Below are 16,942 nucleotides of genomic sequence, written 5' to 3' on the forward strand. Positions count from 1 at the left end.
CTATATCCAGACAAGACACTGCTTTTTGTTATTATAACTACAATATAAATAAAGGAAATAAGCATGTCCTTATTACGCTTAGACCGACTTCATTACTGTATTTTGATGAGTATGGGTTGTATTTCTAGCCCACTTGTTTGGGCAGATGACTTAGCTCAAGACATTACGGTATTGCCAACTTTACATGTTGAAGCAACGCGTACCGATACAACCTATTTGCAAACACCTGCTTCGGTTTTTCGAATAGATGCGCCTCAAGTTGATAATTCCTCACAAGTAAATTTAACTGACGTTGTGAAAGGAATACCGAGTTTACAGATTCGTAATCGCGAAAATTATGCACAAGATTTACAGCTCTCCATGCGTGGTTTTGGTGCACGTTCAACTTTTGGTGTTCGAGGTATTCGCCTGTATGTGGATGGTATTCCAGCAACGATGCCAGATGGGCAAGGCCAAACATCTAATATCGATTTAAGTAGTCTGGACCATGTCGAAGTTCTAACGGGACCTTTTTCTTCGCTTTATGGAAACTCATCGGGCGGTACAATTTTAACTTCTACTAAAGAAGGTCAAGGGAAAGACTCAATTGAGCTGAGCTATTCGGGAGGCAGCCATGATAAAAGCCGAGCTGGACTCGTGCTACAAGGTGGAGCAAAGAGCGCGAATGAACCAAGTTATGTTATTAGTTCATCATATTTCGATACCGATGGTTACCGAGAACATAGCGGTGCAGAAAAAGTATTAAACAATGCAAAACTCAGTTGGAATCTTGATGATGGAAGCAAAATCAACTGGGTGACTAACTATGTCAAAATTCATGCAGATGATCCGCAGGGTTTAACTCATGACCAGTGGAATGCGAACCCAAAGCAACAAGTTCCATTTTTAAAGCAATTTAATGTCCGTAAAGATATTGAACAAACTCAAACTGGCGTGACGTGGTCTAAGCCGATTAATGACCATCATGAGCTTTATGCGATGGCATATTTAGGCAATCGTCAGGTGACACAATATCAATCTATTCCTAAGTCGACACAAGATGCCAGTGTGAACCATGCAGGTGGCGTGATTGATTTTGAGCGTAATTATTATGGTGCTGATTTCCGTTGGACGGGTAAAGAGTTACTTCCCAATACGACTGTAAGTGTCGGTGTTGCACTTGATACAATGGATGAAGACCGCAAAGGTTTTGAAAACTTTAACTTAGTAAACGGTCAACCTTCTTATGGTGTCAAAGGTAATTTACGCCGTGATGAAGATAATATTTTGTGGAATATCGACCCATACTTACAAGCATCTTGGCAGTTCTTGCCAACATGGCGTTTAGACACTGGTGTGCGCTATAGCAATGTCCATTACAAATCTGAAGATAACTATTTAAGTAATGGCGACGATAGTGGTAAGACTGATTACAGTAAAGTTTTGCCTTCAGCTGCTTTAAGTTGGCAAATTTTACCTGAACTTATGGCATATGTGAGTTATGCCAAAGGTTTTGAAACACCGACATTTACTGAAATGGCATATCGTCCAGATGGTTTGAGTGGTTTTAATTTTGATTTAACAGCATCAACGAGTGATACCTATGAAACAGGCTTAAAGTCACAAAATCATTTAGGTGATTTTACTTTGGCAGTTTTCCAGACTAAAACTAAAGATGACATTGTTTCAGCAGGGAATTCTAACGGCCGTTCAACGTTCCGTAATGCAGATAAAACCTTACGTGAAGGTGTAGAGTTTGCATGGAATAAAAAGTTATGGCGAGATTTAACTGCGACTGCAAGCTATACTTATTTAGATGCAACCTTTGATGCGGATATTCCAGCCTCAGGAAGTGTTGCTCAAATTCCATCAGGGAATGCCATCCCAGGTATTGCTAAAAATCAGGCTTATGCATCTTTGGCTTGGCAACCTACGCACGGTCTATATGGTGGTGTAGATGTACAGTATATGGATAAAGTATACGTGAATGATACCAACAGTGACGCAGCGCCAAGCTACAGTGTAACCTCAGCTAATGTTGGTTATGCATGGGTGATGGGCGACTGGAAAGTGAATAGCTTTGCCCGTGTTGATAACCTATTTGATAAAAACTATGCAGGTTCAGTGATCGTAAATGACGGTAATGGACGCTACTTTGAGCCAGCGGATGGACGTAACTGGAGCGCAGGTTTACGTGTAATTAAGCAATTCTAGGAATTAAAAATGGCAAAATTATTTGAAACGGTTAACTTTGGTTCACTACAACTGGTCAATAGAATTGTAATTGCCCCAATGTGCCAATATTCGGCAACAGATGACGGTGAAGTGACCTATTGGCATGAACAGCAATGGGCAAATTATGCATTATCTGGTGCAGGGCTTTGTATTGTAGAGGCGACTGCTGTGCAAGCTGAGGGACGTATTAGTTATGCTGACCTTGGACTTTGGAATGATCAGCAACGTGACCATATCAAAATATTATTGGGTAAGGTTAGAACACTTTCACCCATGCCATTTGGAATTCAGTTAGCACATGCAGGTCGTAAGGCTTCTACTGAAAAACCATGGTTAGGCAAAGGGCAAATTCCAAAAGATCAGCCACATGGTTGGCAAACTGTTGCCCCAAGTGAAAGTACCTTTTCTGTTCATGATGCTGCACCCCATGCTTTAACCATTGATGAAATTAAACAAGTTCAACAAGATTTTTCGGCCGCTGCAAAACGTGCTGTAGAAGCTGGCTTTGAGTTAATCGAAGTTCATGCTGCGCATGGTTACTTGTTACATCAATTTTTATCGCCAATTGCGAATCAGCGTACAGATGAATACGGCGGTTCTTTAGAAAACCGTATGCGTATGGCCCTTGAGGTTCTTCAAGCAATTAAATTGGCTGTTCCTGCTGGTTATCCAGTGGGAGTTAGATTGTCTGCGACCGATTGGTTAGACGGTGTAGAACACTGGGATATCGAATCTACCGTTGGTTTATCAAAAGCTTTAGAGCAGTTGGGCGCAGCCTATGTGCATGTGTCTAGTGGTGGTTTACACGAACATCAATCTATTAAGATTGGCGCTGGTTATCAGGTTCCATTTGCTGAACAAGTGAAAAAACATGTGTCTATTCCAGTCATTGCTGTAGGGCTGATTACCGAACCTGAACAAGCAGAAAGTATCCTTACTTCGCATCAGGCCGATGCAATTGGTCTTGCTCGTGCAATGTTATATGACCCAAGATGGCCTTGGCATGCAGCAGCAGCTTTAGGCGCGGAAGTTAAAATAGCACCTCAATATTTACGTTGCCAACCTCACGGGGTAAAACAGCTTTTTAATTCTTTTTAACTGTATCGGGCAAAGTCATCTTTGCCCGTTTTCTTTAGATGAGTGAGGTCTTTCGGTGGTTTTTCAGGTTATTTTGCCTATCTTGATATTGCTATTGATGGGCTATGTTTGTGTTCTCATCAAATTGGTAACGCCTGAACAGATCCGGGCACTTAGCGCATTTGTGATTAAAATTTCTTTGCCAGCTTTTTTAATTCATTCTTTAGCAAATAAAAACTTACAAGACATTTGGCATCCTGCTTACTTTGTTGCTTATGGCGGTGGCTCTTTAATTTTATTTTTCTTAGCTTTTATTCTTTATCGAAAATATTTTAAAAATAGTTTAACCCATAGCGCCGTAATTGCGATGGGCGCTTCGATGTCCAATACTGGGTTCATGGGAACTGCTATTTTGACTATGTTGATTGGCAATCACGCAGCGATTTATATTTCTTTAACCTTAATCATTGAAAATTTATTGATTGTGGCACTCATGTTGATTTTGGCCGAAGCTGGCTTACATCAACAACAGAATCTTTTACCACTGTTAAAACAAACCTTTTTGAATTTACTCAAGAATCCAGTGATTATCGCTATTTTGGTTGGGATGGGATGCATTCTTTTAGATGTTAACCTTCCTACGACTCTTGATCAGTCTTTGGAATTACTTGGGCGCACGGCATCACCTTTGGCTTTGTTTGCAATTGGGGGAAGCTTAGTTGGGATTGGAATTACAACAGTAAACATGCAAAGTGTTTTGTTGGCGACATTTAAAGTTATCCTAATGCCATCTGTTATTTTTGCACTCTTTTTAATGACTCCAGATGTAAGCCGTGAAATGCTTTACGCTGGAACATTAATTGCTGCTTTACCGATGCCAATTGCTTTTGGAATTTTTGGACAAGCATATGGTCTAAATGAGAAGGCCTTAACACCTTTAATGATTAGTACCGTTGTTGGTTTTATTGGGGTGAGCGGACTTATTGCTTTGTGGTGGTAAATTAAAAAGCCCCTCGCGGGGCTTAAGTCATTCACTATTTTTTCGGGGCTGGCTGTGCTGGAGCAGTGGCTGGTTGTTTACTTTTTTCTGCAATAATTTTATCAACCGAAGCTAAAGATTCTCTAGCATTGGGAACATTTTGGTTAGCTAACTCAGTAAAAATCTTTTTAGCCTGTGGCAAATTTTGTGGAATGATATTGCCATTCGCCATCATGGTCGCTAAAGCCATAGAAGCCGGTGCATAACCTTTTTGCGCAATTGATTGTAAGGACTCAATGCCTTGACGTTTCATGAGTGGGTTTTTATTTTCCACACCTTGGCTAATATCATAAAGGGCTTTGACCTGAATCGCAGGGTAGTTGCCCTTTCTAATTAATGGCGCTAACTTTTGCAGAGCGATTTGATGTGATTGCGGTTTTTTCTGAGCAAATAAAATCGTAGCAATTTTTACAGTCGCATCATCAGAACCTTGAGCCGATGCTTTTTGAATATATTGACTGAATTTGTTGCTATCTTTGGCAACTCCTAGTTCGCCTGTCTCATAGATTTGAGCGAGTGTGTAACTCGCTTGGGCGTAGCCTTTATTAGATGCATCTTCATAATATTTAAGGGCTTTAGAAGAATCTTTTGCTGTGCCTTGCCCAGTTTGGGTCATGTAACCTAAGTTATAGATGGCTTGAGCATTACCTGTTTGAGCTAGGCGTTGCATTTCCTGAAATGCAGCTGGGTAATTTTTTGCTGCATAGAGTTGTTCAGCTTGTTTAAAAGCATCTGTTTTAGCAGCAGCGGCAGTATTATCTGCTGCAAAAATTGATGCACTTGAAAAGGTGATTAGGCTTGCGATTAGTAATTTCTTCATTTCTTTTTAACCTTTTACTTCGTAGCTACATCATTCCGTTGATGCATTAAAATAGTTTCAAGTTCTCATCATAAATCTTGAACGCTGAAAGTAAACAGCCGATTTGTATATAAAGCACTGCACTTTGGGCAAATTGTGGAGAAAAAATACCCACTCATGTCATTAAACCAGAGTGGGTAAGATTCTTATTTTGCTGACTTGAGTAATGCCTCAATTTGTTTAGCATCACTCGGTACACCCGCGATTCTTTGACCATCTTGTAAGAATAGAGTAGGTGTTCCATCAATATTTAATTTATTACCTAAAGCTATATTTTTCTGAATTGGTGTCGAACAGTTTTTGCTCGTTGTAGGTAACTTACGGTTAAGCATATAGTTGGTCCATGCCTCTGCCGGATTTTTTGAACACCAGATTTGATTAGATACTTTTTCGGCGTTCGGATGCAAACTGGTAAGAGGGTAAAGGAAGACATATACCGTTACGTTGTCTACTCCAACCATATTTTGTTCTAAGTGTTGGCAATATGGGCAGTCAGGATCGCTAAAGATATAGATCGTGCGTTCGCCTTTTCCTTTTACATATTTAATCGCTTGATTGAGTGGCAAACTTTTAACATCAATCTTACCCAATTCAGCAATTCGCTCATCAGTCATATTTTTTTGTTGTTTGATGTCGACTAAATTACCTACAAAAAAATATTTGGCATCTTGGTTGGTATAGACAATGCGACCACTTGTATACACTTCATAAATGCCTTGTACAGGAGATTGATAAACACCCTTTACAGGCAAATCTGGATAATTGGTCTTAAGATTTTGTTCAAGTGTTTTAACATCAGCATGAGCAGAACCGAAAATAGCCAAACTCAACATGAGTGTAGCAAGTTTAGTTTTCATCTTTTTTCTCTTTAATTTCAACAGGGTTAATGATGGCATATAAAACTTAAAAAATTGACGTTCTAATTTAATGAATTCATTAGTATTTTGTATCTATAAAAAAGCCCACAAGTGTAGAGGTGGGCTTTCTAATCAAACAAACAATAAGTTATTGTGGTCTGGCAACATCACCGCTTAAAGCTTCAGGTAAATCTAGAACTTGAAGTCCTAGCTCTTCTAGAGCAGCAGGTTTAGCTACGACTAAAGCAAGATAGCCTTCATCATTTGCAACACTATTGACCACTTCGACATCGTTATGAAGTTGAGCTTTCGCTGCAGGTGCTTCACCTGTACCTTGCACTAGATGTAACCAGTGTTTTGGTTTTGCTTTAAACCAAAGGCGCGCCACAATTTCTTGACCTAGGTAACAGCCCTTATCGTAATTAACGCCTTCGCGTTGGTGCAAACGCAATTCCTGTGGTTGAAACTCGTGTTCTGTTGCCTGTGTAATCCAAGCTTGACCAGAAAGAATAGCTTGTTTTTGCCATTCAGAAATATCAGTTTCTAGTGCAGAAAACTCAGTCTGATGACCAGAGATTTTTGGAAAAGCAGGACCTTGTTCACTCAAAGTCATTTTCGAAAAAGCACCAAATTTTTTAATATGCTTGGCAAACTCTTCTGCTTGATCTTGAGCAACTACGATTTCAAAACTTTCAGCATTAATCTTTTTTAACCACAAGCCAAAGTGGATACGACCTTTAAGATCACAGATGGCTGTATAGCGTGTTTTATTTTCAGCTAAACGTTCAGTATCTACAGTAACTTGGCCTTGTAAAAACTTTTGTGCATCTACACCGTTTAAAGCATATGAGGAGAAAGCGAGCAGACTCATGATTAATCTCAAATTCAATATGTTTCTTTATGATTGCTGACTATTTTGCTCCATTTTTACTAAAAAATCAGCCATAGTTTTCTTATTTTGATTTTGCATAAAAGATAGCTTTTTTGTTTAAAAAAACACCAAAAATATACGTTCGAATGAATCCGAAGGTTTAAGCTAATAAACATAATTTCGATAATTCAAAGGAAATTAAAATAAGGAGAATAATGATGGCAACAGGTACAGTGAAATTTCATCGAGTGTTTAAGGCACCAGCCGAACGTGTTTATCGTGCATTTTTAGATCCGGATGCTTTAGTAAAGTGGTTACCACCTCATGGTTTTACCGCAAAGGTCCATAGTTTTGATTCAAGTGTGGGTGGCTCATACAAAATGAGTTTTACCAATTTTTCGACAGGTTCAACACATGCTTTTGGTGGAACCTATGTTGAATTAGTTCCAAATGAATTAATTCGCTATAACGACCAATTTGATGACCCAAATTTACCTGGGACTATGCAGGTCACTATTACATTAAAAACAGTATTGGTAGGTACAGAAGTGCATATTACGCAAGAAGGAATACCGGAAGTTATTCCTGTGGAAGCCTGCTACTTAGGGTGGCAAGAATCCTTATCTTTACTAACTTTGTTGATAGAAGCAGATATTCCTGATCAGTAAACCTTCTCAAATTTTAATTCAATATTTAAAAAGTGAGTGGAGCTAAATCTACTCACTTTTCTTTTATCAGATCTATCCAAAATGAAAAAAATATTGAATGATTTTATAGGGCTAAAATATAAACCTTACGCAGAGAAAGGCTATGGATATACACATTAAAAGAATTTATGAAAATGCTGACCCTAGTGATGGAAAGCGCATTTTGGTTGACCGCCTATGGAGTAGGGGAATTAGCAAAGAAAATGCTCATTTAGATTTATGGCTAAAAGAAGTGGCTCCTTCAACTGAACTTCGAAAATGGTTCCATGCAGCAACACCAGATCATTGGAAAGAGTTTAAGCAGCGTTATCTGGAGGAGCTTGAAACCAACCCAGCAGTGAAAGAGCTACAAGAGATCGCATCGAAGCATAAAGTCACGCTCTTATATTCAGCAAAAGATCTTGAAAATAACCATGCAATTATTTTGAAAGAATATTTATTAAGCAAAAACTCAAAATGAATGTATAAATTTTTTTTTGGTAAAAGTCTTTTATTTAAAACTTTAAAAAATGAGTCATATCTCGCATAATATACTTTTTGAGATTTTTTTCATGTCTTTGCCAAATTGCCCAAAATGCCAATCAGAATATACTTACCAAGATGGCGACTTATTGATTTGTCCTGAATGCTCAAATGAGTGGAAAGAAGGAGATGCGTTAGCAATTGAAGAACAAGAAATTATTAAAGATGCTAATGGAAATATTTTAGCCGATGGCGACAGTGTGACTGTAGTTAAAGACTTAAAAATTAAAGGCTCATCTTCAGTGGTAAAAGTAGGCACGAAAGTAAAAACGATTCGCTTAGTTCCAGATGCAAGTGATGGTCACAATATCGATTGTAAAATTGATGGTATTGGTCAGATGAAATTAAAATCGGAATTTGTAAAAAAAGCTTAAACTGTTAATTATTATTACATTTCAGCAGAGATATATGTCTATATCTCTGCTTTTTAAATTCCTAACATCATTATAATTTTATTACGAAAAAGTATAAAAATGGGCTATTCAAAGAATGATTGCCCATTTATATTGTCATAAATAACAAATAACTTTCGTCCAGAATAATAACGAAAGTCATACCCACACCAACAAAAAAATGAGGTTTTTATGGCAGGATGGTACGAAATTTCACAAGCGAGTGATGGTCAATACCGCTTTATCTTAAAGGCAGGAAATGGTGAACCTATTTTAAATAGTGAGCTATATAAGGCAAAAGCCTCTGCTGTAAATGGTATTGAATCAATTCAAAAAAACAGTGGTGATGACGCGCGATATGAGCGTTTAACTGCAAAAAATGGAAAGCCTTATTTCAATTTAAAAGCTGCAAATCATCAGATTATTGGAACGAGTCAGTTCTATGCGAGTGAAGCTTCACGAGATAAAGGAATTGAGTCTGTTAAAACCAATGGTTCATCAACGACCATTAAGGATTTAACAGTTCAGGCATAAAAACTCAGTTAAAAAAAAGCAGCTTCTAAAAGCTGCTTTTTTATTTATGTATTTATTAACGCGCTAACTTGGCTAAAAGTTCTTCTTTGGTTAAATTGCTCGCTTCAGCATCTCGGCGGCCTTTATATTCAAAAGTGCCTGCATCAAGACCTTTTTCACCGATCACAATACGGTGTGGAATACCCATCAATTCAAGGTCAGAGAATTTAACGCCCGGACGTTCGTTACGGTCATCAAGTAATACATCAAAACCTTGTGCCTGAAGTTCTGCATAAAGAGATTCTGCTGCTTCAAGAGTACGTGGTGATTTGTGCGCATTCATTGGAACAATTGCAATTTCAAAAGGTGCAATGGCTTGTGGCCAGATAATGCCTTTGTCATCGTAGTTTTGTTCAATTGCAGCCGCTACAACACGTGTTACACCAATACCGTAACATCCCATAGTTACTGTAAATGGTTTGCCATCTTCACCTAAAACTTTACAACCTAAAGCTTCAGAGTATTTAGTACCAAGTTGGAAAATATGGCCTACTTCAATACCACGTTTAATTTGTAGTGTGCCTTTACCATCTGGAGATGGATCGCCTTCAACTACATTACGCAAATCGAAAACTTCGGTAATTTGCGCATCACGTTCCCAGTTTACACCTACAGCATGTTTGTCAGTTTCATTTGCACCAGCAACAAAGTCTGAAAGAACAGATGCAGCGCGGTCAACAATCACAGTTAAGCCTTTTTCGACTAAACCTTGTGGACCTGTAAAGCCAGCAGTTAAACCAAATGCTTGAAGTTGTTCTTCAGTTGCAAAAGTAAGAGGGGCAGCCACTAAAGGATGCTTCTCAGCTTTAATCTCATTAAGTTCGTGGTCACCACGTACAAATAAAGCAACGACAGGAACCTGACCTTTTTCGTCAGCAACGCCTTGAACCAATAATGCTTTAACAGATTGCTTAGGATCAGCATTTAAGAATTGACAGACATCGTCAATCGTTTTTTGGTTTGGTGTTTCAACCAATTTAAATTCTTGTGTAGGTGCTGCACGTTCGCCCACTAAAACAGCCTCAGCCATTTCAACGTTTGCTGCATAATCAGATTCAGTTGAAAATGCGATGTCATCTTCACCACTTGAAGCCAAAACGTGAAACTCATGTGAAGCTGAACCACCAATTGAACCTGTATCTGCTTGTACTGGGCGGAAGTCTAAGCCTAAGCGAGTGAAAATACGGCTGTATGTGTCGTACATCACGTCATAAGTTTCTTGTAACGATTCTTGAGTTGCATGGAAAGAATAAGCATCTTTCATGATGAACTCACGTGAACGCATTACCCCAAAACGTGGACGAATTTCATCACGGAATTTGGTTTGAATTTGATAGAAATTTACAGGAAGCTGCTTATAACTTTTGAGTTCGTTACGCGCCATATCCGTAATAACTTCTTCATGCGTTGGTCCAAGTACAAATGGGTTTGCATGGCGATCTTTAAAGCGTAATAGTTCAGGACCGTACTGTTCGTAGCGACCTGATTCTTCCCAAAGACTTGCGGGTTGAGTCACGGGCATGAATACTTCCATTGCACCTGAACGGTTCATTTCTTCACGAACAATTGCATCTACTTTTTTAAGCACACGTGTTCCCATCGGCAGCCATGTATATAAACCAGATGCCAATTTACGAATCATCCCCGCACGTAACATGAGCTGGTGTGAAATCACTTCAGCATCATTTGGGGTTTCTCTCAACGTTGCAAATAAAAAGCGGCTTGCGCGCATGGAAAAAGTCCTAAAAGTTAAGCGTTATAAAAACGCAGATTATACGATAATCGCTGCATTATGACATGAATCGTCGAGTTTGACGCAGCATAAAGTTTTTCAAGTCATCTAGATAAGTGAAAATGACGGGTACAACCACAAGAGTCAATAGGGTAGAGGTAATCACTCCCCCAATCACAGCGTGAGCCATTGGTGCACTTTGCTCACCGCCTTCACCAAGACCTAAAGCTAATGGAACCATGCCCATTACCATTGCACTTGTGGTCATTAAAATTGGGCGTAAACGGGTTTTGCCAGCTTGTAAAATAGCATCATAACGGCTGACACCCTGATCCATCGCTTTCTTAATAAAATCGATAAGCAAAATCGCGTTTTTAGTGACAAGACCCATAAGCATGATAATGCCAATAATCGAAAACAGGTTCAGTGTGCTTTGGAACAAGAAGAGGGCAAGGAATACGCCAATGAGTGATAATGGTAACGAGGCCATAATCGCAGCAGGATGGATAAAGCTATTAAATTGAGAACCTAAAACAATATAGATAAATACAATCGATAGGGTAATTGCTGTTAATGCATATCCGGCAGATTCTGCCATATCGGCATTGGCACCTTGAGTGTCAAATGTATAGCCCGCAGGTAGCTTAAACGCCTTTTGCATTTTATCGATGTCTTGGCCAATATCGCCACTAGGACGCCCAGATGTATTTGCCTCAATGAGCACTTCACGCTCAAGATCACGTCGATTAATTTGTGAAGCACCGAGTTTCTCTTCAGTCGTTGCCACTGCGCTAAGTGGAACTAAAATGTTTTGTCCATTTGCATTGGTTTTATTTGAGTTGAGATATAGGTTCTGAACATCTTGCGGAAGCATACGTTTATTTTCGTTTAAACGGACATTCACATCATAGTTTTCACCATCCCGATCTTCCCATGTGGTCACATTATCACCAGCGATTAATGGACGAATCGCATTGGCAATTTGTGAAACAGATAGGCCTAAATCACTTGCCAGTATACGATTAATATGAACACCCAAAGTTGGTTTTGGTTCTTTCAAAGAGCTTTCTAAATCAACTACACCTTTAATTTTTTCCATTTCAGCGATAAAACGATCTGAAATTTTTTGTAGTTCATTTAAGTCTGTCCCTTTAATAGAAATCATGATTGGCTTTTGCCCACCCGAAACAGAATCTTGTGCTGCGGCAACAGACGTAACTCGAATGCCCGCTACAGTTTGCAAACGATCACGGAATTCATTATTGAGCGCATTAAGATCCTTGTTTCGCTGTTGTTTCGGCTTTAAGGTAACCCCCAAACCGGCGCGATTTTTACCAGAATCAACCCCACTATTGACAACACCATAAGTTGAAACAACATCTGGAAATTGCCTGATAATTTGGTCAACCTGATGGAGTTTTGCTTGGGTATATTCCAAAGAAGCGTCTACAGGAGTTTCGAACTGAATCCGAATTTCACCTTTATCTGGGGTAGGTACAAATTCAGTTCCAATGAGTTTAGAAAGTCCTAATGCAGCAAATAATGAAGCGATTGCAATAATCACCGTGATGAAACGGAAGCGTAGAGCAAGTTTTAATAGCTTTTCATACACATGACTAAGCCGATCTAGCAAATTAGAAATATGGTCAAAAAACCGTTGTAGCCAATTATCTTTTTTCTTGACCGGATCTTTCCAGTGAGCAGAAAGCATTGGATCGAGCGTAAAGCTAATAAACATTGAAATTAGAACAGCGGTACTCACTGTTACACCAAACTGATAAAAGAAACGTCCAATCAGTCCGCCCATAAAGGCAACAGGTAAAAAGACGGCTACAATAGTCAGCGTAGTTGCGAGTACAGCCAAACCAATTTCTTTTGTCCCTTCAAGGGCAGCTGTGACATGATCTTTGCCAAGTTCTGTATGTCTTACAATATTTTCCCGAACCACAATCGCATCATCAATTAATAGGCCAATACTGAGTGATAGGGCTAAAAGCGTCATCATGTTAATGCTAAACCCAAAAGCCCAGATAAAAGTTAGAGTTCCAAGAAGGGTAATGGGTAAGGTTAAACCTGTGATGACGGTAGAGCGGAAAGAGCCTAAAAATAATAAAACAATTAAAACTGCTAACGCGGCACCTTCAATAATAGTGCGGGCAACATCTTTAATTGAAGCACGAATTCCTTTAGAGCTATCAGCTACGACTTTATAATTTAAACCCGCAGGCATCTGAGCTTTTAACTTCTCTAAAGTTTGATAAGTTTTATCTACGACTTGAATTACATTGGCATCGGAACTTTTTAAAATATCAATAGAGACAGCCGTTTTACCATTATAAAAAGCGCTTGATTGTAGTTCTGCTTGAGTGTCTTCAACAGTTGCGACTTGTTTTAAGAAAATCGGTGAACCATTTTTATTGGCAATCACCAAATCTCCAAATGCAAGGGGATGGATAACCTTTGATTGAATCTGTACAACCAGTTCAGAGTTCTTTTGTTGTAAGGTTCCTGCCGGAACTTCAATGTTTTCATTTTTTAACGTATTAATGACCTGATCGATGCCAATACCGTAACTTTGCAATTGCTCAGGAAGAATTTTTATTCGTATTTGTCGTTTGGCATCCCCCAATAAATTCACATTACCGACACCTGAAACGGTTTTGAGTTGAGGCACGATCCGTTTATCGACATATGAACTTAATTGAGCCAAATTCATGCTAGTAGATTCAAATACGACTGACATGATCGGGCTAGAGGAAGGGTCGTAGCGCTGTACAATTGGTGTATCAATTTCATCACGAAACTGTGCTGTGACGGGAGCAATTTTGTCTCGAACATCTTGTGCTGCAATGGCTGAAGATGTATCAAGGTTAAACTCTGCAACGACCATCGAAAAACCTTCACTTGAACGTGAAGTAATTTGCTTAATGCCTGAAATTGTATTGATTTGATCTTCGAGTTTTTTAGTAATATCTGATTCGACCGCTTCAGGTGAAGCACCAGCATATTCTGTAGTGACTACTACGAATGGGAAATCTATATTTGGAAACTCTTCAACAGTCATCCGTTTCCAAGAAGCTAACCCGAGTACCATTAAGCTAATCATCATCATAATAGTAAAAACGGGGTATTTCACACTGATTCGAGTAAACCACATACGCTATTTGCTACCTTATTTATTTTTGTCGTTTGTAACCGTCACTTTTTTATTAATGTCGGAATCTTCAAATTGAATACGGCTTACCAGATCTGTGCTTTGCAAACCATCAATCAAAGCAATATTGTCGTTATAACGCTGTTCAATCACCCGAATTTTAACTTTTTGGATGGTGTGATTACGTACCACCCATACAAAAGGATCATGTTGTATATTTTGAATGCTGTCTAAAGGAATCGTTTGGCCTTGATTGGTGTCACTACGAAGAATATTTCCATTAATGAAAGCACCTATGCTTAACGAATCAATTTTTTCTTTAGGAACTGCAAAAAATTCGATTTGTCGGCTGTCTTGATCTGCAACAGGTGAAATACGAGTAAGCGTTGCGTTTAATTGTTTAGAATTTCCCTGAATCTGATATTGAATGCTGTTCCCTACCTTAAGCGCAGACTGCTGTTCAATGGGTAACTTGGCCTGTATTTCAAGTTGGTCTGGATTTACGATTTCAAATAGCGTTTGACCAACTGATACAGTCTGACCTGGTTCTACTTGTCGCTTAGTAATCACACCTGAAATTGGACTGGTAATAATTCCGTCTTGATCAGCTTTACGTGCAATATCAACATTGGCTTGTTGAGCTTTTACACTTTCAAGTTGGCCTTTGTAGTCAACCTGACTCTGTTCAAACTCGACACGAGCAATAAACCCTTGATTAAACAGTCTTTGCTTTCGGTTCATTAAATTGCGTGTAAGTTCAGCTTGTGATTGAGCTGATGCAAGGTTGGCGCGCGCTTGGGCTAATCGTGCAACATTGTCCTGATTATTCAATCTCACTAAAACTTGGCCTTTTTGTACCTGTTGACCAACATTTGTAGTTACAGTGGTCGCCGTGGCGCTCACTTGAGCCTGAATTGAACTTTGCTGAACCGCACGAATCGTTCCTGTAAAAGCAGTTTGAGAGTCCAGTGCTCCCTCTTTAACTGCAATCAGGTCTTGAGGAATGAGTTCAATTTTTGCTGGAGCTGATGCCGTTGTTTTAGTTGTTTCTTGCTGATTACATGCAGCTAAAATCAAACATAAACTAATAATACTCAGTTTAAAAATAGTGGAAGGGGTGAGATGCATTTTATGCATACAGCATCATCCTATAATTCAAATTTTATTTTGCCCCTATTCTTGATAAACCTTTACAGTTATTCAAGCTTTTTTAAACGTTCGATAATATTTTCATACTCGCTATTGGTACGGTTGTAGGTCTTGGAAAGTGTTTCAAGTGTTTGTTTAACCCTGTAAATATTATTTAGATTGTTTTCAATCAACGTCTTATGGTGCTCAGGAATAACTTCTCTCTTTCGGAAATATTCCATTTCTTGACGTTTAAATAAAATTTTGTCTTCTTGTAACTGGTCGAGTTGTTCCTGTTGATAGTTAATTTGCTTCTTTATAGCAAGTAATGCTTGATCTCTTTTAATCGTGGCTGTCTTACTATTGCTATAGGCTTTTTTTAATTTGATATCTAGTTCTCTATGCCGTGCTGATAATGCCCGTTGACTTGATTGATTTAAATCAGTCTGCGCATTATAAGAATGGTTTCTTTTAATCACTTGCATATTTTGATCTAGAACTTCATAACCATAACGAATATGAGCAGGTGTGACTGATGTACTGATATTGGCCGTACCCCGTTGATCATAATAACGATACCAGACCACTTTAGAAGTATCGGCTATAGCAAGGGTGGAAGCCCAGAAAAAGAGTGAACCGAAGGAAATAATGCCTATAGATACAGACAAGCAGTTCCTATAAAAGGCATATTTCATCCAATCATTCATTGAAAATCCCCAGAAAAGAAAGCTAAATCGCTTATTTTTAAATAATTAATCTTTATTATATTAGTTATTATTTAGCTGAATAAAAATATAGTCATTATAAAAAAAATGATAATTTCAATTAAAGTGTGATGAGGTTAAAAGTTATTGTTTATAAATGAGAAAGTAGACAAAAATGCCTCATTGAAAATAGACCGTGAGATATGTTAAAAATGCTTATAAATGCGTAAAAACAAATTTAAGTTAAATTGCATTTATATTTTATATTTATTGGGGATGGAAGATTAAATGGAAGATGCATTCCAAAATCTGAAAGTAATGGTAATTGATGACTCAAAAACCATTCGCCGTACAGCCGAAACTTTATTACAGCGAGAAGGCTGTGAAGTGATTACTGCGGTGGATGGATTTGAAGCTTTGTCCAAAATTGCAGAAGCAAATCCAGATATTGTTTTTGTCGATATCATGATGCCTCGTTTAGATGGTTATCAAACTTGCGCTTTGATTAAAAACTCTCAAAATTATCAGAACATTCCCGTTATCATGCTCTCTAGTAAAGATGGTTTATTTGATCAGGCAAAAGGGCGTGTGGTAGGTTCAGATGAATACTTGACGAAACCTTTTAGCAAAGATGAATTGTTAAACGCGATTCGTAATCACGTAAGTTCATAATTAAGTAATTTAAGGGCAAAGAAATGACACGTATTCTCATTGTTGATGATTCACCAACAGAAACTTTTCGTTTTAAAGAAATTCTAACCAAGCATGGTTATGACGTACTTGAAGCATCTAATGGTGCAGATGGTGTAACTTTGGCAAAAGCAGAACAGCCTGACTTAGTGTTAATGGATGTTGTCATGCCAGGTGTAAATGGTTTTCAGGCAACACGCCAGATTACCCGTGATGAAGACACTAAGCATATTCCTGTGGTAATCGTGAGTACTAAAGATCAGGCAACTGACCGAGTATGGGGCAAGCGTCAAGGTGCAATCGACTATCTGATTAAACCTATCGAAGAAAAGCAATTGATTGATGTAATTAAACAATTTCTAAAGTAACTCATCCATCCATAAAAACATAAATAACGGGGTTATATGCCCGTTTTATAGGATC

Annotated in this window: 17 protein-coding genes; 9 read left to right on the top strand and 8 right to left on the bottom strand. The window is 38.5% G+C overall.

Going from position 1 to position 16,942, the window contains the following annotated elements:
- Positions 1–63 precede the first annotated feature (63 nt).
- Genes ACLBWE_RS14105 through ACLBWE_RS14115 form a run of 3 tightly spaced genes read left to right on the top strand, consistent with a single transcriptional unit; the run spans position 64 to position 4,291 of the window.
- On the top strand, positions 64–2,193 hold the full coding sequence (locus tag ACLBWE_RS14105; RefSeq protein WP_447603616.1) for a TonB-dependent receptor family protein: 2,130 nt from the start codon (positions 64–66) through the stop codon (positions 2,191–2,193).
- 9 nt (positions 2,194–2,202) lie between these two features.
- A complete protein-coding gene (locus tag ACLBWE_RS14110) occupies positions 2,203–3,312 on the top strand; it encodes an NADH:flavin oxidoreductase/NADH oxidase (protein WP_447603618.1) in 1,110 nt (369 codons plus the stop codon).
- Positions 3,313–3,367: 55 nt separating this feature from the next.
- Positions 3,368–4,291, top strand: coding sequence for an AEC family transporter (locus tag ACLBWE_RS14115; protein WP_045435448.1), 924 nt, complete (start codon positions 3,368–3,370; stop codon positions 4,289–4,291).
- Positions 4,292–4,325: 34 nt separating this feature from the next.
- Here ACLBWE_RS14115 and ACLBWE_RS14120 read toward each other — a convergent pair whose 3' ends face one another.
- The 4 genes from ACLBWE_RS14120 to ACLBWE_RS14135 all read right to left on the bottom strand — a co-directional run bounded on the left by ACLBWE_RS14120 (position 4,326) and on the right by ACLBWE_RS14135 (position 7,093).
- A complete protein-coding gene (locus tag ACLBWE_RS14120; protein WP_092708752.1) occupies positions 4,326–5,150 on the bottom strand; it encodes a tetratricopeptide repeat protein in 825 nt (274 codons plus the stop codon).
- Between the two features lie 185 nt (positions 5,151–5,335).
- Complete coding sequence (locus tag ACLBWE_RS14125; protein ID WP_004638987.1) at positions 5,336–6,046, bottom strand: DsbC family protein; 711 nt, start codon at positions 6,044–6,046, stop codon at positions 5,336–5,338.
- A 148-nt stretch (positions 6,047–6,194) separates the two neighbouring features.
- Complete coding sequence (ygfZ, locus tag ACLBWE_RS14130; protein ID WP_447603621.1) at positions 6,195–6,917, bottom strand: CAF17-like 4Fe-4S cluster assembly/insertion protein YgfZ; 723 nt, start codon at positions 6,915–6,917, stop codon at positions 6,195–6,197.
- 59 nt (positions 6,918–6,976) lie between these two features.
- Positions 6,977–7,093, bottom strand: a complete 117-nt coding sequence (locus ACLBWE_RS14135; RefSeq protein ID WP_309953179.1) for a hypothetical protein — start codon at positions 7,091–7,093, stop codon at positions 6,977–6,979.
- A gap of 39 nt (positions 7,094–7,132) precedes the next feature.
- Between ACLBWE_RS14135 and ACLBWE_RS14140 the strand changes: the two genes are divergently transcribed.
- The 4 genes from ACLBWE_RS14140 (at position 7,133) to ACLBWE_RS14155 (ending at position 9,072) form a co-directional block, all read left to right on the top strand.
- Positions 7,133–7,585, top strand: a complete 453-nt coding sequence (locus ACLBWE_RS14140) for an SRPBCC family protein (RefSeq protein ID WP_080592459.1) — start codon at positions 7,133–7,135, stop codon at positions 7,583–7,585.
- Positions 7,586–7,727: 142 nt separating this feature from the next.
- On the top strand, positions 7,728–8,084 hold the full coding sequence (locus tag ACLBWE_RS14145; protein ID WP_447603624.1) for a DUF488 domain-containing protein: 357 nt from the start codon (positions 7,728–7,730) through the stop codon (positions 8,082–8,084).
- Between the two features lie 91 nt (positions 8,085–8,175).
- The gene (locus tag ACLBWE_RS14150) at positions 8,176–8,520 is read left to right on the top strand and encodes a zinc ribbon domain-containing protein YjdM (protein WP_447603626.1); all 345 of its coding nucleotides are present in this window, start codon (positions 8,176–8,178) and stop codon (positions 8,518–8,520) included.
- Positions 8,521–8,730: 210 nt separating this feature from the next.
- Positions 8,731–9,072 (top strand): YegP family protein, encoded by a 342-nt coding sequence (locus ACLBWE_RS14155; RefSeq protein ID WP_004638995.1) that lies wholly within the window; start codon positions 8,731–8,733, stop codon positions 9,070–9,072.
- Positions 9,073–9,127: 55 nt separating this feature from the next.
- Here the strand turns inward: ACLBWE_RS14155 and ACLBWE_RS14160 are convergent, their stop codons facing one another.
- The 4 genes from ACLBWE_RS14160 to ACLBWE_RS14175 form a co-directional block, all read right to left on the bottom strand.
- A complete protein-coding gene (locus ACLBWE_RS14160; RefSeq protein ID WP_447603629.1) occupies positions 9,128–10,843 on the bottom strand; it encodes a proline--tRNA ligase in 1,716 nt (571 codons plus the stop codon).
- A 58-nt stretch (positions 10,844–10,901) separates the two neighbouring features.
- A complete protein-coding gene (locus ACLBWE_RS14165; protein WP_447603631.1) occupies positions 10,902–14,000 on the bottom strand; it encodes an efflux RND transporter permease subunit in 3,099 nt (1,032 codons plus the stop codon).
- Positions 14,001–14,015: 15 nt separating this feature from the next.
- A complete protein-coding gene (locus ACLBWE_RS14170) occupies positions 14,016–15,125 on the bottom strand; it encodes an efflux RND transporter periplasmic adaptor subunit (RefSeq protein ID WP_447603765.1) in 1,110 nt (369 codons plus the stop codon).
- Positions 15,126–15,193: 68 nt separating this feature from the next.
- Entirely contained in the window at positions 15,194–15,832 is a 639-nt protein-coding gene (locus ACLBWE_RS14175; RefSeq protein WP_447603633.1) for a hypothetical protein, read from the bottom strand.
- Positions 15,833–16,117: 285 nt separating this feature from the next.
- Here ACLBWE_RS14175 and pilG point away from each other — a divergent pair, with 285 nt between their 5' ends.
- Both pilG and ACLBWE_RS14185 read left to right on the top strand, forming a co-directional pair.
- The gene (pilG, locus tag ACLBWE_RS14180) at positions 16,118–16,501 is read left to right on the top strand and encodes a twitching motility response regulator PilG (RefSeq protein WP_000389061.1); all 384 of its coding nucleotides are present in this window, start codon (positions 16,118–16,120) and stop codon (positions 16,499–16,501) included.
- Between the two features lie 23 nt (positions 16,502–16,524).
- Positions 16,525–16,887, top strand: coding sequence for a response regulator (locus tag ACLBWE_RS14185; protein WP_005036319.1), 363 nt, complete (start codon positions 16,525–16,527; stop codon positions 16,885–16,887).
- Positions 16,888–16,942: the final 55 nt, after the last annotated feature.

The sequence above is a fragment of the Acinetobacter sp. M5A5_2a genome, assembly GCF_053345265.1.

What these genes read in the sequence shown, in the direction of transcription:
- ACLBWE_RS14105 (WP_447603616.1), top strand. Translation starts at nt 64, where the DNA reads ATGTCCTTATTACGCTTAGACCGACTTCATTACTGTATTTTGATGAGT.
- ACLBWE_RS14110 (WP_447603618.1), top strand. Translation starts at nt 2,203, where the DNA reads ATGGCAAAATTATTTGAAACGGTTAACTTTGGTTCACTACAACTGGTC.
- ACLBWE_RS14120 (WP_092708752.1), bottom strand. Translation starts at nt 5,150, where the DNA reads ATGAAGAAATTACTAATCGCAAGCCTAATCACCTTTTCAAGTGCATCA.
- ACLBWE_RS14125 (WP_004638987.1), bottom strand. Translation starts at nt 6,046, where the DNA reads ATGAAAACTAAACTTGCTACACTCATGTTGAGTTTGGCTATTTTCGGT.
- ygfZ (WP_447603621.1), bottom strand. Translation starts at nt 6,917, where the DNA reads ATGAGTCTGCTCGCTTTCTCCTCATATGCTTTAAACGGTGTAGATGCA.
- ACLBWE_RS14135 (WP_309953179.1), bottom strand. Translation starts at nt 7,093, where the DNA reads ATGTTTATTAGCTTAAACCTTCGGATTCATTCGAACGTATATTTTTGG.
- ACLBWE_RS14140 (WP_080592459.1), top strand. Translation starts at nt 7,133, where the DNA reads ATGATGGCAACAGGTACAGTGAAATTTCATCGAGTGTTTAAGGCACCA.
- ACLBWE_RS14145 (WP_447603624.1), top strand. Translation starts at nt 7,728, where the DNA reads ATGGATATACACATTAAAAGAATTTATGAAAATGCTGACCCTAGTGAT.
- ACLBWE_RS14150 (WP_447603626.1), top strand. Translation starts at nt 8,176, where the DNA reads ATGTCTTTGCCAAATTGCCCAAAATGCCAATCAGAATATACTTACCAA.
- ACLBWE_RS14155 (WP_004638995.1), top strand. Translation starts at nt 8,731, where the DNA reads ATGGCAGGATGGTACGAAATTTCACAAGCGAGTGATGGTCAATACCGC.
- ACLBWE_RS14160 (WP_447603629.1), bottom strand. Translation starts at nt 10,843, where the DNA reads ATGCGCGCAAGCCGCTTTTTATTTGCAACGTTGAGAGAAACCCCAAAT.
- ACLBWE_RS14165 (WP_447603631.1), bottom strand. Translation starts at nt 14,000, where the DNA reads ATGTGGTTTACTCGAATCAGTGTGAAATACCCCGTTTTTACTATTATG.
- ACLBWE_RS14170 (WP_447603765.1), bottom strand. Translation starts at nt 15,125, where the DNA reads ATGCATCTCACCCCTTCCACTATTTTTAAACTGAGTATTATTAGTTTA.
- ACLBWE_RS14175 (WP_447603633.1), bottom strand. Translation starts at nt 15,832, where the DNA reads ATGAATGATTGGATGAAATATGCCTTTTATAGGAACTGCTTGTCTGTA.
- pilG (WP_000389061.1), top strand. Translation starts at nt 16,118, where the DNA reads ATGGAAGATGCATTCCAAAATCTGAAAGTAATGGTAATTGATGACTCA.
- ACLBWE_RS14185 (WP_005036319.1), top strand. Translation starts at nt 16,525, where the DNA reads ATGACACGTATTCTCATTGTTGATGATTCACCAACAGAAACTTTTCGT.